This window comes from Enterobacter sp. MGH 37 (assembly GCF_000534515.1).
GTDB lineage: Bacteria > Pseudomonadota > Gammaproteobacteria > Enterobacterales > Enterobacteriaceae > Enterobacter > Enterobacter kobei.
Window position 1 is genome coordinate 1,810,279 of record NZ_KI973206.1, and the last position, 21,713, is coordinate 1,831,991.

A 21,713-nucleotide genomic window follows, 5' to 3' on the forward strand; every position below is an offset into this window, starting at 1 on the left:
AGGCCCGTGCAAGCGTAGCGCCGCCGGGCGAAACGCGCAATACAGCCTTAGAAGGACACACCACCGCCCACGTATGCGCCGTCAATCAGCGTGTGGCCAGGGCGACCGTCTTTGCCATCAACGCTCACGTGGCGGTAACCCACTTTCAGGGTCAGCGGCGTGACAGGTGTCCAGCTTACGCCGCCGTTGGCTTCCACGTAGTTTTTCACGCTGTTGTTCAGGCCTTCAGGCGCAACGTAACCTTCGCCATAGACATGGATGCTGTCAGTCAGCGCAACGTTTACGCCGCCACCAATCGGGAACGCCACGCCGTTATCGCCTTTTTTCGGGCCGATGTAGATCGCCTTCGCGCCTGCGTTCAGCATGACCGGGCCCACTTCCAGGTTGTAGCCTGCGCCTACGCCACCGGTCTGGGTACCGTCATCGGTGTTTTTGAGCCAGTTGCTTTCGGCGTACAGGCCGGATGAGGATTTGCCCATTTCCAGATTGAGGTTAGTAAAGTTTTTACCCTGCTCAACGCTACCGCCCATGGCCAGTGCGGAACCAGAGAGGGCGGTCAGTGCAGAAAGAAGAAGGATATTCAGTTTTTTCATGTTTCGTGCCTCATCATCAAATTAATCTGGAGGCACCATAACAAGCGACGTTTATGACTGCAAATGTGATACAAGTCGCTGTTTTATGCTGGTTTTGTTAAATTTAATTTATTTAATGTTGCGTTTTTGTTTGGTTGAACGGGAGTCAACGCGTGATTTTCAGGCGTTTAGAAACCGTTTAGTTTTTTGACTAAACATAAACTGAACGAGGACGGGATAGTGACTGGAGGTGTAATAATGGAGGCTCCAGAAATTTCCAAAAATATTTCAAAAATCACATAAAACAACAAAGATTTACACTTATGGTGGTGAAAACACGTCCTCTCGCGCAGGCGCCTTTCCCTGCGATGTCATTTTTCTGACACGTTTGTTTATTACGTTGTTGGCTTCATTTACTGGATGCTAACAATATGAAAAGAAAAATCATTCCTGTGCTGGTTGGTTGTGCGCTCTCTTTCTCTGGCCTGGCGGCACAGCCCACGGCTGAACGCTATGTCGTCAGCTTTCCTGAAGGCTCACACGTCAACTACAGCGGCGCGTTCGCCAGCGCATTTCCGAACGGACTCCCGGTGGGTATTGGCTCTGGCCTGCTGTTTACGGGTAAGCAGGGCGATGCCCTGACCTTTGCAACCGTGACCGATCGCGGTCCAAACGCCGATGCGCCAAAAATGGGTAAAAATGAAGCCAAAATTTTTGTCACGCCGGATTTCGCGCCGCTGCTGATGACCATCCGCGTGCAGAACGGTAAAGCAGAAGCGACGGATGCCCGCCCGCTGCATGACGATAAAGGCGAGATTAACGGTCTGCAGCTGCAAAGCGGCGTGATTGGATCCACCAATGAGGTGGCGTTTAGCGACACTCTCAAGACGCTGAAGGGTGACAACCGCGGGCTGGATACGGAAGGCATCACGCCGGATGGCAAAGGCGGCTACTGGCTGTGCGACGAGTATGGCCCGTTTCTGATTAACGTCGACAGTAAAGGGAAAATCCTGGCGATCCACGGCCCGCAGACGGCGGAAGGGGAAAAGTCGATCGCGGGCGGTCTGCCAAACGTTATCAAATGGCGTCAACCGAACCGGGGCTTTGAAGGCCTGACCCGTATGCCGGACGGGCGCATTATCGCCGCGGTACAAAGTACGCTGGATATCGACGGTAAAAGCAAAAAGCAGGCGCTGTTTACGCGTCTCGTGAGCTTCGACCCGGCGACCGGCAAAACAGCGATGTACGGCTACCCTATCGACAGCGCGGCCTACAGCAAAAACAGTGATGCCAAAATCGGCGACATCGTGGCGCTTGATGACCAGCATATCCTGCTGATTGAGCAGGGCAGCGATAAAAATGACGGGATGCGTAACCTTATCTACAAGGTGGACCTCAGCAAGGCGAGCGACCTGAGCGCCTTTGACAAGCCGGGCGAGTACCCGGAGTTTGATGATGAGAAAACCCTGAAGCAGCGCGGCATTACCCTTGCGGCAAAAACGCAGGTCGTTGATTTGCGCGCGCTGGGCTGGCAGCAGGAGAAAGCTGAAGGGCTGGCGCTGATCGACAGCAAACGGCTTGCCGTGGCGAACGATAATGACTTTGGCGTGAAGGTGGCGATGCAAAATCCGGTCGAGGGCAAGAAGCTCAAGGATTATCGGGTGAACGCGGAAGGCAAGCTGACGCTGGATGATAAACCGGTTGAAACCACGCTTAGCGTGAAGCCGCTGAAGAAGCCTGAGTCGGATAGTGAGCTGTGGATTGTGACGCTGCCGGAGGCGTTGAAATAAGTTTAGGCACCCCTCAACCTTCCCCTCTCCCCACGGGGGAGAGGGGAAGCAGGGCGGTTATTTTTTCAGATCTGCAAACGCCGCGCGAATCTCTTCCTCCGGCAGCTGTATGCCAATAAATACCATTACGCTACGCGGCGCTTCATCGCCCCACGGGCGATCCCAGTCGGCGCTGTATAAGCGCTGCACGCCCTGGAACAGCAGGCGGTTCGGTTCGCCGTCGATCCACAGCATCCCTTTGTAGCGCAGCAGTTTGTCGGCAAATGACAGCAGCAGGTTCTCCATCACGCGGGAGACCTCGCTGATATCCACCGGGTAATCCAGCTCCACCACAATCGACGTCACGTCGTTTTGCTTGTCTCCCATAAAGTGGAAACGCGGTTTCGTGGTGACGTTCTCTTCCAGCATAAAGCCGTTGGTGTTGAACAGCTGTGAGAGGTCGATATCGCCGTGCGTCACGGTGTAAATCGGCGCGCGGGAGTTAATGCGGGTCAGACGTTCACGCAGTTTCTCGCTGTCACCCGCCACGTCGGTTTTGGTCAGCAGGATGCGGTCAGCGTAGCCCACCTGAGACTGGGCGATGGTGAACTGATTCATCTGATCGTTGGCGTGAACCGCATCGACCAGGGCGATGACGCCGTCCAGCAGGTAGCGCTGGCAAAGAATGTCATGGGAGAAAAAGGTCTGAATAATCGGGCCGGGGTCGGCCATGCCGGTGCATTCAATCACCAGACGGTCGAAGTCGATTTCACCGCGATCGCGGCTGTCGAGCAGATCCAGCAGGGCGTCTTCCAGCTCGTTTGAGCGGGTACAGCAGATGCAGCCGTTGGTCAGGGTTTTGATCTGCGTGGCGCGATCGCCAATCAATTGATCGTCCACGGAGACTTCGCCGAATTCGTTTTCGATGACGGCGATCCTGAAGCCGTGCTGCTCGTTCAGGATGTGGCGCAGCAGGGTGGTTTTACCGGCGCCGAGGAAACCGGTCAGCAGGGTGACGGCAATCGGGGTCATGTTCTCTCCTTTAGCAGCAGCGGACGCCGCCTTCTCCACTTCCACCGTAGCGTGCTTCCTGACGCTCGCGGAAGAATTCAGTGTAGGTCATGTACGGTTTATCCGGATGGTTGGTCTTCATATGCTCAACGTAGTTGTCATAGTCCGGAATACCAATCAGCATTTTTGCCGCCTGACCGAGGTATTTTTTCGCTTCGCCTAAGTTACCAAACATAATGCATCCTGATAAGACAAAGCCCGGTGGCGCTACGCTTACCGGGCCTACAGTACCGTTGTAGGGCGGGTCAGCGTAGCGCCACCCGCCATTTTTTTAATGGTGTGAAGAGGTCTTCACGCCGCCTTCCGGCACCGGCACGTACGGCGTTTCTTTATCCGTACGGCCTTCGGCGTTACGCACTTTCAGCCAGGTTTTGATACCGTAGAAAATGATGCTGTACACCACCACCAGGAACAGAATGCTCAGACCTGCGTTGGTGTAGTTGTTCACCACGATATGGTTCATGTTGGCAATCTGCTGCGCGGTCAGATCTGCGCCGCCTGCGGCAATCTTCTCTTTGTACTGGTTCGCCATGAAGAAGAAGCCTTCCAGCTGCGGGTTGGTGCTGAACAGCTTCAGGCCCAGCGCCCAGGTAGTGCAGAGCAGCAGCCACAGTGCAGGAATGACGGTCACCCAGATGTATTTGGTGCGTTTCATTTTCACCAGTACGACGGTGCCAAGTACCAGAGCCACAGCGGCCAGCATCTGGTTAGAGATACCGAACAGCGGCCACAGGCTCTTCACGCCGCCGAGTGGATCAACCACGCCCTGATACAGCAGGTAACCCCACAGGCCTACGCAACCCGCAGTGCCGAGCACACCCGCCACCAGAGAGTCGGTTTTCTTCAGGAACGGCACGAAGTTACCCAGCAGGTCCTGCAGCATGAAGCGGCCCGCACGGGTACCGGCATCCAGCGCGGTGAGGATAAACAGCGCTTCAAACAGAATACCGAAGTGGTACCAGAAGCCCATGTCTGCCCACGGCAGCACTTTATGGAACACATGTGCGATACCGACAGCCAGCGTCGGTGCGCCACCTGCGCGGTTCAGCACGGACGGTTCGCCGATGTCTTTCGCGGTCTGCATGATCTGCTCAGGGGAGATCACGAAGCCCCAGGAGCTGACGGTCGCTGCCGCGTGGGCGCTGGCATCCTTCAGTTGGGCCATGATCAGCGCGGTATTTTCGCCGCCCATCTCATGCAGGTTTGGCATGGTGATGCCCAGACCCGCAGGCGGGGTGTTCATTGCGAAGTACAGGCCCGGTTCGATGATAGACGCCGCAACCAGCGCCATGATCGCCACGAAGGATTCCATCAGCATCGCGCCGTAACCGATAAAGCGCGCGTCGGTTTCGTTGGCCATCAGCTTCGGCGTGGTGCCGGAGGAGATCAGCGCGTGGAAGCCAGACACGGCACCACAGGCGATGGTGATAAACAGGAACGGGAACAGCGCGCCTTTCCACAGTGGACCGGTGCCGTCAATGTACTGAGTCACCGCCGGCATTTTCAGCTCAGGGTTGATGATCACAATCCCGATAGCCAGCCCGACGATAACCCCGATTTTCAGGAAGGTCGCGAGGTAATCACGTGGTGCCAGAATCAGCCATACCGGCAGCAGGGCGGATACAAACGCGTAACCAATCAGCGCGAAGGTGATGGTGGTGTCCTTAAAGGTCAGCGCCGGGCCCCAGTACGGGTCATGCGCAATGACGCCGCCAAAGTAGATAGAGGCAACCAGCAGCACGATACCAATCACGGAGACTTCGCCCACGCGCCCCGGGCGCAGGAAGCGCATGTAAATGCCCATGAACAGCGCAATCGGTACGGTAGAGCAGACGGTAAACACGCCCCACGGACTTTCGGCCAGCGCTTTTACGACGATCAGCGCCAGCACCGCGAGGATAATGATCATAATCAGGAAACAACCGAACAGGGCAATGGTGCCCGGCACGCGACCCATCTCTTCTTTGATCATCTCACCCAGCGACGAACCGTTACGGCGTGAGGAGATAAACAGCACCATAAAGTCCTGCACCGCGCCCGCGAGCACCACGCCCGCCAGCAGCCAGAGCGTACCCGGCAGGTAGCCCATCTGCGCGGCCAGTACCGGGCCGACCAGCGGGCCAGCGCCTGCAATGGCGGCAAAGTGGTGACCAAACAGCACGTAGCGGTTGGTTGGCACGTAGTTCAGGCCGTCATTGTTAATGACCGCCGGCGTGGCGCGCGTTGGGTCGAGCTTCATGACCTTCTGCGCGATGTATAAGCTGTAGTAGCGATAAGCCACAAGATAGACGGAAACGGACGCGACGACGATCCACAGGGCGCTGACGTGTTCGCCCCGGCGTAATGCGACAACCGCCAGACAGAAAGCACCGAGGATCCCGAGTAAGGCCCAGGGCACGTGCTTAAGTAGTTTTTTAGTATCCATAGTAAGACCTGGTTTTTTATGTAAAGAAAAAAGGGTCAAGGTTCGTTGTGAGGAGGTATTGAGTAATGCTGGAGCGATCGTGCCAGATCCTCGCGCGTGTAAAGGTGGGTAAATGAATGAGTGGTTGAAAGTGACGGGTGAGCGGTCAAAGGAAGCGGCGAGTGGTTAAGGCTCGCCGCCGCTGGAGGAAATTATGTGATTGAGATCACGTGGTTATCCGGGCTGCGCGCCATCGCCAGATAGTTTTCCAGCGTTTTAACCAGTTTCTCCTTCAGCCAGTTCGGCTCCAGGATTTGAATATTCGGCAGCCAGTAGAACAGCAGCGGCAGGATCTGGTTCTCGTGTGCCGCCCGGCAGCGCAGCGTGATACCGCCGCGTTGTTCTTCCAGCAGCTCTTGTTCCGGCAGAAGATCCCGGCGCAGGAAGTAATGTGAAATATTATCTTTAATGAATATTTTCACTGTGAAAGTATCTTCAGACACCCACGGATCGAGGCTTTTTTCCAGGAGCGCGCGGACATTCTCTTCAGGGGTAAAAAGGGTTTTCTGAATATCAAACCAGCGAATCTGACTCAATGAAAAGGATTTAAGCCGACTATTTTCGGTAGCTTGTAAATACCATATATTTTTTTTGTTAATGAGTTTATAGGGATTAATCAGGCGGGTTTTACCCTTATAAACGATCTGGCAAACATTATGGTTCTTAATAGATTTCTCAATTTTCGCTAAATGACGGCTGATATCACGTTGTACCGTGTGCTCTGCGTCGTTACCAAGGATAAGAATATGATTTTCGTCAACGCGTGTTTCCAGCTTTTGCCAGAATTCCGTATTTCTTTCAGGGAAAAAGTTATCTGCATTCAGGAAGTTAGCCAGTGTGAGATGTAACCCTTGTCCGCCGGGAGATTGTGCGGAATGGATCAGCCGATATAGCCCGTTACCGGTATGTTCAACGATAGGAGAGAGCGCATTTAAATCCCGGTAGACGGTACGCTCGGTAATTTTAAATTTGGTCATTAGCGCACTGCGGTTTACCACACCGTTTAAATGTAGCTCAACCAGAATATCGACCAGACGTTCAGCCGAGCGGCTCCGCGTCGTTTTAGCCATAAGGTCATCCTGTATATTAGGTATGCGCTGAATGAAGCGGGAAGCACTGACCAGAGATGTCAGTATTCAGGCACAGAAAATTTATCTTATGGTTGTATAACGGCGTGATTTAGCGGAAACCTTAGGAGTTTTTGCAGAAAGTGGCGCTGGCCGAAAAAAAGGCCAGCGCGCGGGAGAATTACGCGGTGGCTTCCACCTCCATCATGACCGGGTGGAAACGGCGTTTGAAGTAGATCAGGCCGTGTCCTGCATCACTCAGAATGATATTTTTAATTTCAACAAGATACACCAGATGCGTGCCGATGGTTTGCACCTGGCTTATCTCGCCTTCAAGGCTGGCCAGCGCACCTTTCAGCATCGGCTGCGCCAGCGGACCTTTCTGCCAGCAGGAGAGGGCAAAGCGCTCCTCCATTGTCATACCGGTCATCCCGGCGAAGTGGCGAGCCATGATCTCCTGCTCGTGGTTCAGCACGTTTATGCACAGTCTGCCGTTGCCCTGGAATACCGGGTTCATGGCGCTGTTGGCGTTGATGCACACCATGACCGACGGCGGCGTGTCCGTAACCGAACAGACTGCGGTGGCGGTAATGCCGCAGCGGCCTGCTTCCCCCTCGGTGGTGACGACATTGACTGCGGCCGACAGGCTGGCCATCGCGTCGCGAAAACGCAGGCGTTCTTCTGATTGCATTGAAACCTCCCGCTGCGCTATTTCAGCAGCTTATCCAGCATGTTGATATCGCTGTTGTTGTGCAGGTGCGGCACCGTCCAGCCGTGTTGGTCGTATTCGGACATACAGCGGTCGACCATCGCCATCATTTTGTCCATGTTGCCGGAGCTCTGCGCCTGGCGCAGACACTGCAGGCGAATTTCATCCTGGCTACCGGAGTAGTTGATCTCATACAGCTCGTGACGGCCGCCAAACTCGCTGCCAATGGCATCCCACATCAGTTTCAAAATCTTGATGCGTTCGACGTGATCCATGCCGTTGGAGCCGCGCACGTATTTCGCCAGATACTGGTCAATCTGTGGGTTATTCAGGTCCCGCGCGCTGGACGGCAGATAGATCAACCCGCTGGTGACGTTACGTTCGATAATATTCTTAATCTTCGCGTAGGCCATCGGGGCCATCACGCGGTAGGTCTGTAGCGCCGCGTGGTCCGGCAGATACGCGCCATTGACCCACGGCGTGGCTTCAGAGCACATTGAGTCGCTCAGCGCCCAGAACATATTGCGCCAGGCCACCACCTCGCCGAGATCCGCCTGTACGCCGCGGAATTCAAGGGTGCCGGTACACTCCAGCGATTTTTTCAACAGGGCGGTGATGAAGTCGAGCTTCACTGCCAGGCGCACGCATGCCTGTAGCGGATACATCCGCGCAAAGCCACCTTCCATCGTCCAGCGACGACAGCGGTCGAAATCGCGGTAGATCAGCACGTTTTCCCACGGGATCAGCACATGATCCATCACCAGGATCGCGTCGTTCTCATCAAAGCGGCTGGAGAGCGGGTAGTCATACGGGGAGCCGGTTGCGCCAGCCACCATCTCGTAAGAGGCACGGGAGATGAGCTTGACGCCTTCGGCATCCATCGGTGCGACGAACATCAGCGCAAAGTCCGGGTTTTCGCCCATCACCTGCGCGGAGCCGAAGCCGATCATGTTGTAGTGGGTCAGCGCCGAGTTGGTTGCCACCACTTTCGCCCCGCTGACAACGATCCCGGCGTCGGTCTCTTTCTCCAGTTTGATGTAGACGTCTTTCACCTCATCCGCCGGTTTGTGGCGGTCGATAGGCGGGTTAACGATGGCGTGGTTGAAATACAGGCCGGTTTCCTGAATGCGGGTGTACCAGCTGCGGGCGTTCTGCTCGAACTGACCGTAGAAGGCCGGGTTGGCACCGAGTGCGCAGCCGAACGCGGCCTTATAGTCCGGCGTACGCCCCATCCAGCCGTAGCTGAGGCGTGACCATTCGGCGATAGCGTCGCGCTGCTGGCGCAGGTCGTCGGCGCTTTTCGCCACGCGGAAGAACTTGTGGGTGTAACCGCCGCTGCCGGTGTCGGTGCCCCAGCACAGCGTGTCCTGCATGTCCGGCTTGTGCAGGGCGTCGTACATCTGCGCGATGGAGGCTGCCGCATTACGAAACGCCGGATGGGTGGTGACGTCTTTGACGCGCTCGCCGTAGATATAAATCTCACGCCCGTCCTGCAGGCTTTTTAAATACTCTTCACCGGTTAACGGACGTTTGGCATCGGCGCGGAAATCTTCAGGCTTCATAGGGACCTCGTATCGGAATGGTGATGTTAAATTTATGTTTTGTTTTTGTTGTTTAATTGAAGCCTGAGAGGGGCGGAACGTGAAGGGACGATTGGGACAACGGCGGGTACTTTTCGGGGGGGATGTGGATTTGTGATCTGTGCGGCTTTTCGGCGGGTGGCGCTGCGCTTACCCGCCCTACGAACCGTGATGCGTTCAGGAAACCGGTACTTTCTGCGCCCGATATGCGCTTGGCGAGCACCCCACTAAGCGGTTAAAAAAGCGGGCGAAATAGGCCGGATCTTTAAACCCCAGCTGCCAGGCAATCTCGCTGACCGCGCTGTCGGAAAATAGCAGCAGCCGTCTGGCTTCCCGCAGCTGTCGGTCGAAGATCAACCGCTTCGGCGGGCGGTTGGCGAAGCGGCGACAGATATCGGTTAGCCGGGATTCGGTCAGGTGCAGTTCGCTGGCATATTCCGGCACTGTCCAGTGCTGGTGGTAGTGCGTGTCGATCAGTTGGGTAAAGCGCTGGAACAGCTTCAGCTCGCCGCGCATACCGCCTGAAGCGTGATCGTCGAGCTTCGCGTTGCGCAGCAGCAGAGTGAATACGGCCTGCGCCAGCAGAACCAGCGTATGCTCGCGGCCCGGCAGCTGTTCCATGGACTCCCGGGCTATCAGCTGCCAGTAGTGTTTCAGCGCCGCCAGTTCATCAGGCTTGTCGGCCAGCGACAGGCAGATCCCCGGCAGACCAAACGCTTCCCGCGTGCCGGGGTAGAGCACCTCCAGCAGCGGCCAGATTAGATCCTCGCGCACCGTCAGCACGTGCCCGTCGCTGTCGGATTCGGTAATAAACGCGTGCGGCACCGACGGCGGCGTGAGAACGAAAAGCGGGGCCTGCACCGAGTAACGGTGATCGTCGAGCTGGAGTTCAATCTGCCCGGTATCCAGAAAGTGCATCTGAAAATACTGGTCGTGACGATGCGCCTGCATGTCGCGGCCAAAAAAGGCCGCCATGCGGGCGAACGACTGATAGTGCACATCGTCGGTGCCCAGACTTTCGTCGTACTCCTTGCTGATATCAATGTTGGCGATAGGGCTCTGGCACATGATCGTTCCTCTGTTGATCCCGCTGCGTCATCGGAATGCGCGTCAGCACCAGCGCGCCGACCACCAGTAGCCCGGCCACGAACCACAGCCCGGAGCTGAAGCTGCCGGTCGCGTCGCGCAGAATGCCGATCAGCAGCGGGCTAACGGCAGAACCCACGTTGCCGATGGCGTTGATCACCGCCAGCGCCACCGCGCGGGACTGCAGGCTAATCACCCGATCTGGCGTGGTCCAGAATATCGCCATGGCGGTAAATGATCCGGTTGAGGCCATGATGATGCCAAGCAGCTGGATCAGGCTGTGATCGGTGGCGGAGGCCAGCATCCATCCCGCCGCCGCGAACAGGTACGGCAGGATGGTGTGCTTTTTTCGCTCTTTCAGCCTGTCGGATCGGCGGCTCCACCAGATCATCCCGAGGATGGTGCAAAACTGCGGGATCGCCGCCAGCAGGCCAATGACGATATTGCTGCTGCCGGTGTTAAAGCTCTGCAGGATCTGCGGCGTCCAGATGTTGATCGCGCTCAGCGTGTTGGTCAGGCAGAAGTAGGCCAGCGTATAGAGCAGCACGGCGGGCGTCAGCACTTCTCGCAGCGTCGAGCGCGGCGTGACGGCGCGGGCAATGGCGACCTCCTGCTCGCGGGCGATCATGGTTTTCAGCGCCTGCTTTTCGTCCTCATCCAGCCAGGTGGCCTGATCCGGCGTGTCGTTAAGGTAGAACCAGGTTACTACCCCGAGCACTACTGACGGCAGCCCTTCCAGCAGGAACAGCCACTGCCAGCCCTTCAGGTTCCACAGCCCGTCCATCGCCAGAATGTACCCGGAGAGGATTGAACCGAGCATCATGGTGACCGGCATGGCGATCATAAACAGCGCGTTGGCGCGGGCGCGGTGATAGGCCGGGAACCACCATGTGAGATAGACCAGGATCCCCGGCAGGAAACCGGCTTCGGCAATGCCAACCAGCATGCGCAGGACGTAAAGGGTTTCAGGGCTGGTGGCGAACATGGTGCAGGTGGAGGCGATGCCCCACACCACCATGATCCCGGCGATCCAGCGCCGCGCGCCGATCTTCGCCAGCATGATGTTGCTTGGGATCCCGCACAGCACATAGGTGACGTAAAACAGGGTTGCGGCCAGGCCAAACATGGTGGAGGTAAGGCCGAGATCTTTACCCATCGTCAGTCCGGCAAAGCCGATGTTGATGCGGTCGAGAAACGAGAAAACAAACAGGATAAAGAGAAACACGATTAAACGTCGGAACAGCTTGTTAATGGCGCGTTGTTCAACAGCTTTATTATCATGGGTTTGCAGGGTAGAGGTCGTCATGGTGCGCTCCAGATCTTACGTTTAGTAGACGGATTTATTGTTATTAACTGACGTAACCGGTTGTTCGATAAAGCGTGCAGCCAGCGCTTCCGCACCGCGGGCGAGCAGGGTGGTGTCGACGCCGACGGCGACAAATAGCGCGCCGAGGTCGAGATAGCGTTTTGCCAGCGCCTCGTTTGCCATCAGGATGCCGGGGGCTTTGCCCGCGCTCAGGATCTGCGCGATCGCCTGCTCGATAGCGGCCTGGACCTCCGGGTGCTGCGGATTACCGGCAAAGCCCATGTCGGCGCTGAGATCGGCCGGGCCGATAAACACGCCGTCGACGCCTTCCACGTCGAGGATCTGCGGCAGGTTTTTCAGCGCCTCACGGGTTTCGATTTGCACCAGTACGCACATGGCGTCGTTAGCCTGCTGCAGATAGTCCGGAATGCGGTTCCAGCGCGACGCTCTTGCCAGCGCGCTGCCGACGCCGCGAATGCCCGCCGGTGGGTAGCGGGTGGCACGTACCGCCAGCCGCGCTTCCTCGGCGTTTTGCACCATCGGCACCAGCAGAGTTTGTGCGCCGACGTCCAGCAGCTGTTTGATCTGCACCGGATCGTTCCACGACGGGCGCACCACCGGCTGGCTCGGATAAGGGGCGATGGCCTGCAATTGGGTTAAGACGGTTTGCACGCTGTTCGGGGCGTGCTCGCCGTCGATCAGCAGCCAGTCGAAGCCTGCCCCGGCCAGCAGTTCGGCGCTGTAGCTGCTGGTGAGCCCCAGCCATAAGCCGATTTGTGGACGGCCCGCTTTCAGCGCCGCTTTGAATGCATTCTGCATGATTGTCTCCTTACACAAAGCGGCAGCTGATGGAGCCCATGTTGCCGTAGTCAACGTGGAAAGTGTCGCCTCTGCTGGCGGGCACCGGGCGGGTAAACGAGCCGCCGAGGATGATCTGCCCCGGCTCAAGCTGCACGTCGTACGGCGCCAGCTTGTTCGCCAGCCACGCCACGCCGTTCGCCGGGTGGTTAAGCACGCCAGCGGCCACGCCGGTCTCTTCGATCACGCCGTTGCGGTAGAGCAGGGCGGAGATCCAGCGCAGATCCAGCGCGTCGGGCTTAATCGGGCGACCGCCGAGGATCACCCCTGCGTTGGCAGCGTTATCGGAGATGGTGTCGAACACCTTGCGCGGGCGCTGGGTTTCCGGGTCAACGTTGTGGCAGCGGGCGTCGATCAGCTCCAGCGCGGGAATGACGTAATCCGTGGCGTTGTAGACGTCGAAGATCGTGCAGTTCGGGCCGCGTAGCGGTTTTGCCAGCACGAACGCCAGCTCTACTTCGATGCGCGGGACGATAAAGCGATCGACGGGGATGTCGCTGCCGTCGTGGAAAAACATGTCGTCCAGCAGCGCGCCGTAGTCCGGCTCGCTGATCTGCGAGCTGGCCTGCATCGCTTTGGAGGTGAGGCCGATCTTGTGACCCTTCAGCACGCGGCCTTCGGCGATTTTCAGGCTTACCCATTCGCGCTGAACGGCGTAGGCGTCGTCAATGGTGATCTCCGGGTAGTCCAGCGAGATCGCGCGGATCTGCTCCCGGGTTTGTTCCGCCTGATGCAGGCGGTGGGCGATCAGGGTATGGGTGTGTTTATCGAGCATGGCGATATCCTGTTGTATTGTTTTCTCCCTCTCCCCGTGGGAGAGGGCCGGGGTGAGGGCATCAGGCCGCTGAGATTTCCCTCACCCTAACCCTCTCCCAAAGGGAGAGGGGACAGATCGAGCGGTATTACTTAAACAACGCGTGCACGTTGTTTTGTTTGTAATTGAGCGTCGGGTGCAGTTCGTCCAGCTCGAACGACAGCGCCAGATAGCGGGCAGCCATCAACGCCGCAAAGTGCGCTTTGATAAGCCCAAACAGCATTTCCCCTACGGCTTCCCGACTTTCCAGGCTGCGCCCGGAACCGATCTTCAGCGTCATATGCACAAAGGCGTAATCCTGCTTACCGTCGGCCATCTGCCAGGTATCCAGCCAGTGGGCGCGGCTGCGGATACCGCCGATCGGGAAGATGCCCGTGGCGGCCAGCGCCTCGTTCACTTTGGCGAACAACCCCGGCAGGTCTGCCTGCTCGCGGATGTTGTCGGTACATTCAGCAATAAAGTGCGGCATGGTGGCTCCTCACGCGGGCAGGGGGAAAACGGCGTTAACCTGGCCGGTGCCGGAGCTGGCGAACAACTCGGTGAGAAACTCCACCTTGCCGTCGTATTTGTCCCAGCCGAGCATGCCCAGCAGCATCACCGTGTCATGCATATTGCCTTCGCCGTAGCAGTAGTCGGCGTATTCCGGCAGCATGCTGCAGAATTCTTTGAACTGCCCCTCGCGCCACAGCTTCACCACGCGCTCGTCCATCTGGCGGTCAAACTCGCGGGTATAGCTGTTCATCCCTTCTTCCGCGCGCTGGTCGTCGATAAAGCGGTGCGACAGTGAGCCGCTGGCGAGCACCGCTACGGTGCCGTCGTATTTTTTGATGGCGCTGACGATGGCCTCACCGAGTTTGCGGCTGTCGGCGAAGTCGTGAACGGTGCAGAACGCCGAGATAGAGACCACTTTGAAGTGTTTATCCGGGTTCATGTAACGCATCGGCACCAGCGTGCCGTACTCCAGCTTCAGGCTCGGGATGTTGTGCGCCTTGGCGCGCACGCCGAGCTTCACCGCCTCGTCGGCAATCAGCTGGCCGAGCGCCGGGTTGCCGTCGTAGTCGTAAGTCATGTCGCGGATAAAGTGCGGCAGTTCGTTGCTGGTGTAGACGCCTGAAAAATGGTCCGCACAGTTGATGTGGTATGCGCTGTTCACCAGCCAGTGGGTATCGAAGACGATGATGGTGTCCACGCCCAGCTCGCGGCAGCGCTTGCCGATCTCTTTATGCCCGTCGATGGCGCCCTGACGGCAGCCGTGGTTTTTCCCCGGCAGCTCGGAGAGATACATTGACGGGACGTGGGTGATTTTTGCCGCTAACGCTAATGTACCCATGATCAGATCCCCCATTTTGGAATCGGATGGTCGCCCATGGAGATGCAGACGTTCTTCATCTCCGCAAACACCTCGAAGCTGTACTCGCCGCCTTCGCGCCCGGTGCCGGAGGCCTTCACGCCGCCAAACGGCTGGCGCAGGTCGCGCACGTTCTGGGTATTGACGAACACCATGCCCGCTTCGATATTGCGCGCCAGGCGCAGCACTTTGCTGACGTCCTGGGTCCAGATGTACGACGCCAGACCGTACTCCACGTCGTTCGCCAGGCGCAGACCTTCCGCTTCATCCTTAAACGGCAGCAGGCAGGCCACCGGCCCGAAGATCTCCTCCTGCGCCACGCGCATGCGGTTGTCGACGTCCGCCAGTACGGTCGGGCGCAGGAAGTTGCCGCCTTTCAGATGTGCAGGCAGGTCGGTCGGTTTGTCCGGGCCGCCCGCCAGCAGGGTCGCGCCCTCTTCAATGCCGAGGCGAATATAGCCAGAGACTTTCTCCCAGTGTGACTTACTGATGAGTGCCCCAATCTGGGTGGTCGGATCGGTCGGGTCGCCCACGCGCAGACGGTTGGCACGCTCCGCAAAGCGTTTGACGAACTCCGGGTAGATGCTCTGCTGGATGAAGATGCGCGAGCCCGCGGTGCAGCGCTCGCCGTTGATGGAGAAGATGGTGAACAGGGCGGCATCCAGCGCGCGCTCGATGTCCGCGTCTTCAAAAATCAGCACCGGGGATTTGCCGCCCAGCTCCATGGAATACTTCTTCAGCCCGGCGTTTTTCATAATATTGCGCCCGGTGGCCGTGCCGCCGGTAAAGGAGACGGCTCGCACGTCGTGATGACGCACCAGCGCATCGCCTGCCGTCGCGCCGTAGCCCTGCACCACGTTGAGTACACCCGCCGGAATGCCCGCCTCCAGCGCCAGCTCGCCCAGACGGTCCGCGGTCAGCGGGGAGAGTTCAGACATTTTCAGTACCGCGGTATTACCCAGCGCCAGGCACGGGGCGACCTTCCAGGTGGCGGTCATGAACGGCACGTTCCACGGTGACACCAGCGCGCAGACGCCCACCGGCTGCACCAGGGTGTAGTTGAGCATTTTGTCGTCAACCGGGTAGGTTTTGCCGTTCATCTGCTGGCACACCTCGGCGAAAAACTCGAAGTTGTGCGAGGCGCGCGGGATCAGCACGTTTTTAGTCTGGTGGATCGGCAGGCCGGTGTCGGCGGTCTCCATAGCGGCGATCTCGGGCACGTTCTGGTCGATCAGATCGCCCAGACGACGCATCAGCCGCGCGCGTTCCTTCATCGGCAGGTTGGCCCATTTTGGAAACGCCTCTTTCGCGGCGGCTACGGCCTGATGGATTTCGGCTTCACCGCCGGAAGCCACTTCGGCCAGCACCTCGCCGGAGGCCGGATTGGTGGTGTGGAAATAGTCGCTTCCCGCCACGTTTTTGCCGTTGATCCAATGGTTAATTTTTTTCATTTTGCCGTCTCCTCACTCACAATTCGGTTTACCAGGCGTCCCACGCCTTCCACTTCCACCACCACTTCATCCCCCGGCACCACGTCGGACAGCCCCTTCGGCGTGCCGGTGGCAATCATGTCGCCCGGTTGCAGGGTCATAAAATCGCTCAGGTAGGCAATCAGGAACGGGATGCTGAAAATCAGATCCGCCGTCGTGCCAAGCTGTCGCAGTTCGCCGTTAACGAAGGTGCGCAGGGCGAGGTTGTGCGGGTCGGGAATGGCTTCTTTTGGCACGATGTTTGGGGAAATGGGGGTCAGCCCGTCGCGGCTTTTCACCCGCAGGTTTGGGCGGTAGTAGTTCTCGAGATAGTCGCGGATGGCGTAGTCGTTGCAGACCGTATAGCCCGCAACAACGTCCATCGCCTCGGCTTCACTCACCTTGCGGGCGGTTTTGCCGATGACCACCACCAGCTCCGCTTCGTAGTGCATGTAGTCGATGTTGTTCGGGCGCACCGAGGTCTGGTCGTCACCGTTGAAAGTGTTCGGCGCTTTGATAAACACCAGCGGCTCGGTGGGGGGCTTGAAGTCCAGCTCGCTGGCGTGGTCGGCGTAGTTTAGGCCAAGGGCGAACAGCGTGGCGTGCGGGGGCGTGCGGTGAGCGATAGCGACGTCGCGTTCGTCCACCACCGGGTTTTCCAGCGGCGGAAAACCTTTTGCCAGAATGCGTACCCGGTCTCCAGGGCGGATCTCGACGCGGCTGTGCGGGGTGCCGAGCAATATCGCATCGCCGGGATTAAGGGTCGCGAACTCACTCAGGGCGCTCAGCAGCTGCGCGGCGTTGCGATGCAAATCGGCCGTATTCCAGTGGTCCGCCTCGCGGCCGTTAATCTCGGTGATGAGGGTCAGGTTATCCACGTTATCAACGTTGACCAGCTCGCCCAGCGGGCAGAATCCGTCCCGGCATTTCGCCTTGATCGCCGGGCGGTAGAAGCTCTCTTCCGGCAGACTCACCTCGTTGGCCAGCGCATATCCGGCAATGTACGCCGCCGCGTCTTCCTCGCGCACCTTGCTGGCCGTTTTGCCCACCACCAGCGCGACAGTCGCGCCGCTTAGCACCGTTTCACCCTGCGGGAAGGGAATGGGATCGCCTGCGCGGATCACGGTGTTATGCGGTTTGATAAACCACACTGCCGTTTTCGGCGGCGTGTTGTAGGGGGCTTTTTCAAACGCCTCAGCCCAGGCATCGCGCTGGCTTTGATGATTCAACGCGACGGCAAAAACGGTACCTTTCATTCACCTGCTCCTCACCCCGGCAGTCCGGGTTATGATTTCATTAATATGTTAATGATCTGGTTTTATGCTTTTGCTGTTTATTTCGCAATCAGAAGTGAAAAATTTGTGATATGAATAACAATAAATTTACATATTGATTTTTATTTTGATTAAAATCAGTCTGTTAACAAAATTGGCGGGTTTCTGTTAGACTTTTTGGCAGAAAACGTATTGTTTATAAAAACATCTTTTATAAATTGTTTACTTGTTAATGAAGGGCGGGGAGAGGCTATGCATGATTCATTAACCATCGCGCTGCTGCAGGCGCGGGAAGCGGCGATGTCGTACTTCCGACCCATTGTGAAGCGACATAACCTGACCGAGCAGCAGTGGCGGATTGTGCGCGTGCTGGCGGAACATCCGTCGATGGATTTTCACGATCTGGCGTTTCGCACCTGCATTTTGCGTCCCAGCCTGACCGGCATTCTGACGCGCATGGAGCGCGACGGCCTGGTGCTGCGCTTAAAGCCAGTGAACGACCAGCGCAAGCTGTACGTGTCGCTGACCAATGCTGGCAATGCGCTGTATGAGCACGCCCAGGCGCAGGTGGAAGAGGCGTACCAGCAGATTGAGGCGGAATACACGCCGGAGAAGATGAAACAGCTGACGACGCTGCTGGAAGAGTTTATTGAACTCGGAAACCGGCATAACGCAGCGCGGGAAGAAGAGTAAAAACCACAAATTCCAGGATGATTTTCGTAAAGTTTTCCCTTTCCAGGCCGAAAATTCTGTATCTGTCTGAGGAAAGAGAAAACATGTTAAACCGTATCAAGATTGTCACCAGTTTAATGCTGGTTTTAGCTATATTTGGCCTGTTACAACTCACATCCGGTGGTCTTTTCTTCAATGCCCTTAAGCATGACAAAGAGAATTTCACCGTCCTGCAAACCATTCGCCAGCAACAATCCACGCTGAATGCCAGCTGGGTGGCGTTGCTGCAAACCCGTAATACCCTGAACCGCGCGGGTATTCGCTACATGATGGATCAGAGCAATATCGGCAGCGGCGCGACCGTTAACGATCTGATGCAAATCGCGTCCACGTCGCTGAAGCAGGCGGAAAAAAACTGGGCCGCCTACGAGGCCCTGCCGCGCGATCCGCGTCAAAGCGATGCGGATGCCATGGAGATCAAGCGTAACTACGATATCTACCACGGTGCGCTGGCGGAGCTGATTCAGCTGCTGGGTGCGGGCAAAATCAACGCCTTCTTCGATCAGCCGACCCAGAGCTACCAGGATGGTTTTGAGAAGCAGTATGTCAGCTACCTGCAGCAGAACGACAAGCTGTATCAAATGGCGGTTGAAGACAGCAAGAGCTCCTTCAGCCAGGCCATCTGGGTGCTGATTAGCGTGCTGCTTGCCGTGCTGGTGGTGATCGTGGCCGTCTGGTTGGGTATCAAGCAGGCGCTGATTTCGCCGCTGACGCGCCTCATCGACAACATTCGCCATATCGCCAGCGGCGATCTGGTGAAGCGCATTGAAGTGGAGGGCTCCAACGAGATGGGCGAACTGGCCGATTCTCTGCGTCATATGCAGAGTGAGCTGGTACGGACCGTTGGCGACGTGCGTAATGGCGCGAATGCTATCTACAGCGGCGCGAGCGAAATCGCGATGGGCAATAACGACCTCTCTTCCCGTACAGAACAGCAGGCTGCGTCCCTGGAAGAGACTGCTGCCAGCATGGAGCAGCTGACGGCGACCGTGAAGCAGAACGCCGAAAACGCCCGTCAGGCGAGCCATCTGGCGCTGAGCGCGTCCGAGACCGCGCAGAAAGGCGGTAAAGTGGTGGACAACGTGGTGCAGACCATGCGCGATATCGCCGGTAGTTCGCAGAAGATCGCCGACATTATTAGCGTGATCGACGGGATTGCTTTCCAGACCAACATCCTGGCACTGAACGCGGCGGTAGAAGCGGCGCGCGCAGGCGAGCAGGGCCGTGGTTTTGCGGTGGTGGCAGGTGAAGTGCGTAACCTGGCCCAGCGCAGCGCCCAGGCAGCACGTGAAATCAAGAGCCTGATTGAAGACTCTGTGGGTCGCGTGGAAGTCGGTTCAACGCTGGTAGAAAGCGCCGGTGAAACCATGGGCGAGATCGTGAATGCGGTAACCCGCGTTACGGATATCATGGGCGAAATCGCCTCGGCTTCTGACGAGCAGAGCCGCGGTATCGACCAGGTAGGTCTGGCGGTCGCCGAGATGGATCGCGTGACCCAGCAGAACGCCTCGCTGGTGGAAGAGTCTGCCGCAGCGGCGGCGGCGCTGGAAGAGCAGGCGAGCCGCCTGACCCAGGCTGTCGCGGTGTTCCGCATTCAGCAGGAGCAGATGAAAGCGCGCGAGTTCGCTTCGGCGAAAAGCGTTGCTACCCCGGTGATGTCGCGTAAAGCGGCAACCGCTGATGCGGGGGATAACTGGGAAACGTTCTGATCGTGCATGTTGTGCCGGGTGGCGGCTTCGCCTTACCCGGCCTACGGTTCAGGGTTTTGTAGGCCCGGTCAGCGCAGCGCCACCGGGCGATATCAAAGCGGCAGACGCATAGCGCAGCGGGAGTCAAACGCTAAGCCGTGCGCTGTCTCATCTTCCCTTTTCTGACGCAGTTCAGGCGTGAGTTCAGTGACGTAGTCAAACCCCAGCCGCGCATAGAACGGCGCATTCCACGGTACGTCGCGGAATGTCGTCAACGTCAGCGACGACAGCCCCCCTTCACGGGCATGGTCAGCCACAGCGTTAATGAGCTGCCGACCAATCCCCTTTCCCTGCCAGTCCAGATGCACTGAAAGTTCGACAATAAACAGCGATGTCACGTGCGCCTCTGCGAGGATAAACCCAACGGGATGGTCGTTCGCCAGCGCCAGCCAGCTTAGCCCCCGTTCGGCATAGTTGAGATGCTCTTCAGTTGAAATCACCTCACCCCCGGCAAGCCAGGCGAGAGGGGGGATTTCACGAAAACGCTCGCCCGCCGCGCGTTCAATGGCGGGCAGGGTGGCAGCATCGCTGAAGGTGGTAGGGCGAATGCGAATGTTCATGGCGGGAAGTATAGCCTGACCCGCCGGTATTATTCTGTGCAGACCAGCACCGGCGAGTAAAAATTGCTGATAACCAGTGCATCATGCGGCGTGCGCTCTATCGCCAGGAGCCTTTTTTTCCCCTGGGTCAGGCCCGCGACGTATTTCTCAAATACGCCCGGCGGCATGGCGTCATGGCCAAAATGCTCCACTTTTTGAATAACGATCTCATACAGTTCCCCTTCCACGTGGCGCCATTTAAACATCTCCTGACGGGACACTTCCCAGTGGTTTGGGGCATTCTCCACGTTACCGTTTAGCGTGATGTACCCGGTTTTGTTGGGGTGAAACTGCATGATGACCTCCCCGTCAAACGTGAAATCGTGGCTGTCACGTTTGTCGGAGAAGGTCAGGTATCCATTGCAGGCCACCGACAGCGGTGGCGTGTAGAAATACCACGCCAGTGCAGCGCCGGTAATCATCAGATTAAGGGCCAGAATGAGCCAGATTTTTGTGTGTTTCATATCACCACTCGTAATAGTAAAGCGTACGACAGGCGCTCGCTTGCCCCTGCGTGAGCGAGCATTGGGAGAGCACCAGTCGTCCCTCGTGGCCGTAGAAAAGCGTTCGCTGAATGTGCATGTAGAAAATTGAATTTTCCAGGCACGGAAGGTGACCGTCCTGCTGAAGGCTTTGCGCCAGCGCAGCCGCCCGCTCGTGAAACACATCCGCCAGCGGCGTAAAGGTATAGACCGGACAGTTCCCGATATGGGTCAGCAGATGAATGTCCTTCTGCCGGGTTTCGGGTTTGATAGCCGTTATCCAAAGGCACAGCGCAACGACCGCCAGCGTAAGCGCCCCCCAGAGCAGCCGCTCCGGTCGGGCGGGTACTGCAGTTTTCGCCGTTTCGGCGGCCGGTGTTTCTTCCTCCAGGGCTGTTACCGTGACGTCTGCGCTGAGCATAAAGCCCGTCCTGGGGACGGTGACGATAAACAGCACGTCGGGAAGCAGGCTGGTCAGCATTTTGCGCAAGATGCTGATGTACTGGTTTAACGAATTGTTAGACCCCTGGAGCCCACGCCGATCCCAGACGTCATGCAGGAAGGTCTCCCGCTCGACCACGTTCCCATGATGCTGCACCAGCAGCTTCATAATGCTATTGGCTGTGCAGGTGAGGATCTGCGCATCCTCAGGCGGCACATTGATAAGAGAAACAGAACCGTCCTCGTCGTTGTAGACGATGGCGTCAGCAAGCAGGTATTTCATAAGTTGTTGTAAAACAGACAGAGATAACGAATAAAAAAGAA

The 21,713-nt window shown here is 57.5% G+C and carries 21 protein-coding genes; 3 read left to right on the plus strand and 18 right to left on the minus strand.

The annotated features are described in order from the left end of the window. Positions 1-47: 47 nt before the first annotated feature. Entirely contained in the window at positions 48-593 is a 546-nt protein-coding gene (locus tag L383_RS02785; RefSeq protein WP_023331942.1) for a YfaZ family outer membrane protein, read from the minus strand. Positions 594-1,003: 410 nt separating this feature from the next. Between L383_RS02785 and L383_RS02780 the strand changes: the two genes are divergently transcribed. After that, positions 1,004-2,362: an esterase-like activity of phytase family protein gene (locus tag L383_RS02780; RefSeq protein ID WP_023331943.1), complete on the plus strand. Its 1,359-nt coding sequence runs from the start codon at positions 1,004-1,006 to the stop codon at positions 2,360-2,362. Between the two features lie 57 nt (positions 2,363-2,419). On the opposite strand, the gene yjiA is transcribed toward L383_RS02780, so the two are convergent. The 14 genes from yjiA to hpaG form a co-directional block, all read right to left on the minus strand. Then, entirely contained in the window at positions 2,420-3,373 is a 954-nt protein-coding gene (gene yjiA, locus L383_RS02775) for a GTPase (RefSeq protein ID WP_023331944.1), read from the minus strand. A 10-nt stretch (positions 3,374-3,383) separates the two neighbouring features. Then, a complete protein-coding gene (locus L383_RS02770; protein WP_003856610.1) occupies positions 3,384-3,587 on the minus strand; it encodes a YbdD/YjiX family protein in 204 nt (67 codons plus the stop codon). A 96-nt stretch (positions 3,588-3,683) separates the two neighbouring features. Next, complete coding sequence (locus tag L383_RS02765; RefSeq protein ID WP_014882408.1) at positions 3,684-5,837, minus strand: carbon starvation CstA family protein; 2,154 nt, start codon at positions 5,835-5,837, stop codon at positions 3,684-3,686. A gap of 191 nt (positions 5,838-6,028) precedes the next feature. Further along, positions 6,029-6,946 carry a helix-turn-helix transcriptional regulator gene (locus L383_RS02760; protein ID WP_023331945.1) on the minus strand — a complete coding sequence of 306 codons (918 nt, stop codon included), beginning with the start codon at positions 6,944-6,946 and terminating at the stop codon, positions 6,029-6,031. Positions 6,947-7,124: 178 nt separating this feature from the next. Further along, complete coding sequence (locus L383_RS02755; RefSeq protein WP_014882409.1) at positions 7,125-7,634, minus strand: 4-hydroxyphenylacetate 3-monooxygenase reductase subunit; 510 nt, start codon at positions 7,632-7,634, stop codon at positions 7,125-7,127. 17 nt (positions 7,635-7,651) lie between these two features. After that, a complete protein-coding gene (gene hpaB, locus L383_RS02750; protein WP_023331946.1) occupies positions 7,652-9,214 on the minus strand; it encodes a 4-hydroxyphenylacetate 3-monooxygenase, oxygenase component in 1,563 nt (520 codons plus the stop codon). A 195-nt stretch (positions 9,215-9,409) separates the two neighbouring features. Next, the gene (hpaA, locus tag L383_RS02745) at positions 9,410-10,300 is read right to left on the minus strand and encodes a 4-hydroxyphenylacetate catabolism regulatory protein HpaA (protein ID WP_014882411.1); all 891 of its coding nucleotides are present in this window, start codon (positions 10,298-10,300) and stop codon (positions 9,410-9,412) included. Then, entirely contained in the window at positions 10,272-11,624 is a 1,353-nt protein-coding gene (gene hpaX, locus L383_RS02740) for a 4-hydroxyphenylacetate permease (protein WP_023331947.1), read from the minus strand. The genes hpaA and hpaX overlap by 29 nt, the downstream gene beginning before the upstream one ends. A gap of 21 nt (positions 11,625-11,645) precedes the next feature. Beyond that, positions 11,646-12,443, minus strand: coding sequence for a 4-hydroxy-2-oxoheptanedioate aldolase (hpaI, locus tag L383_RS02735; protein ID WP_014882413.1), 798 nt, complete (start codon positions 12,441-12,443; stop codon positions 11,646-11,648). A gap of 10 nt (positions 12,444-12,453) precedes the next feature. Continuing rightward, positions 12,454-13,257, minus strand: a complete 804-nt coding sequence (gene hpaH, locus L383_RS02730) for a 2-oxo-hept-4-ene-1,7-dioate hydratase (RefSeq protein ID WP_023331948.1) — start codon at positions 13,255-13,257, stop codon at positions 12,454-12,456. A 127-nt stretch (positions 13,258-13,384) separates the two neighbouring features. Then, positions 13,385-13,765: a 5-carboxymethyl-2-hydroxymuconate Delta-isomerase gene (locus tag L383_RS02725; protein ID WP_014882415.1), complete on the minus strand. Its 381-nt coding sequence runs from the start codon at positions 13,763-13,765 to the stop codon at positions 13,385-13,387. 9 nt (positions 13,766-13,774) lie between these two features. Continuing rightward, positions 13,775-14,626 (minus strand): 3,4-dihydroxyphenylacetate 2,3-dioxygenase, encoded by an 852-nt coding sequence (gene hpaD / locus L383_RS02720; protein WP_014882416.1) that lies wholly within the window; start codon positions 14,624-14,626, stop codon positions 13,775-13,777. Between the two features lie 2 nt (positions 14,627-14,628). Then, on the minus strand, positions 14,629-16,095 hold the full coding sequence (gene hpaE / locus L383_RS02715; protein WP_014882417.1) for a 5-carboxymethyl-2-hydroxymuconate semialdehyde dehydrogenase: 1,467 nt from the start codon (positions 16,093-16,095) through the stop codon (positions 14,629-14,631). Further along, positions 16,092-17,369: a 4-hydroxyphenylacetate degradation bifunctional isomerase/decarboxylase gene (gene hpaG, locus L383_RS02710; RefSeq protein WP_023331949.1), complete on the minus strand. Its 1,278-nt coding sequence runs from the start codon at positions 17,367-17,369 to the stop codon at positions 16,092-16,094. The genes hpaE and hpaG overlap by 4 nt, the downstream gene beginning before the upstream one ends. A gap of 270 nt (positions 17,370-17,639) precedes the next feature. Here hpaG and hpaR point away from each other — a divergent pair, with 270 nt between their 5' ends. Further along, positions 17,640-18,080 (plus strand): homoprotocatechuate degradation operon regulator HpaR, encoded by a 441-nt coding sequence (gene hpaR, locus L383_RS02705; protein ID WP_023331950.1) that lies wholly within the window; start codon positions 17,640-17,642, stop codon positions 18,078-18,080. A gap of 83 nt (positions 18,081-18,163) precedes the next feature. Next, positions 18,164-19,828 carry a methyl-accepting chemotaxis protein gene (gene tsr / locus L383_RS02700; RefSeq protein ID WP_014882420.1) on the plus strand — a complete coding sequence of 555 codons (1,665 nt, stop codon included), beginning with the start codon at positions 18,164-18,166 and terminating at the stop codon, positions 19,826-19,828. 92 nt (positions 19,829-19,920) lie between these two features. Here the strand turns inward: tsr and L383_RS02695 are convergent, their stop codons facing one another. Genes L383_RS02695 through L383_RS02685 form a run of 3 tightly spaced genes read right to left on the minus strand, consistent with a single transcriptional unit; the run spans position 19,921 to position 21,672 of the window. Then, positions 19,921-20,427, minus strand: coding sequence for a GNAT family N-acetyltransferase (locus tag L383_RS02695; RefSeq protein ID WP_023331951.1), 507 nt, complete (start codon positions 20,425-20,427; stop codon positions 19,921-19,923). A 29-nt stretch (positions 20,428-20,456) separates the two neighbouring features. Then, on the minus strand, positions 20,457-20,930 hold the full coding sequence (locus L383_RS02690; protein WP_023331952.1) for a hypothetical protein: 474 nt from the start codon (positions 20,928-20,930) through the stop codon (positions 20,457-20,459). 1 nt (position 20,931) lies between these two features. Next, on the minus strand, positions 20,932-21,672 hold the full coding sequence (locus L383_RS02685; RefSeq protein WP_023331953.1) for a winged helix-turn-helix domain-containing protein: 741 nt from the start codon (positions 21,670-21,672) through the stop codon (positions 20,932-20,934). Positions 21,673-21,713: the final 41 nt, after the last annotated feature.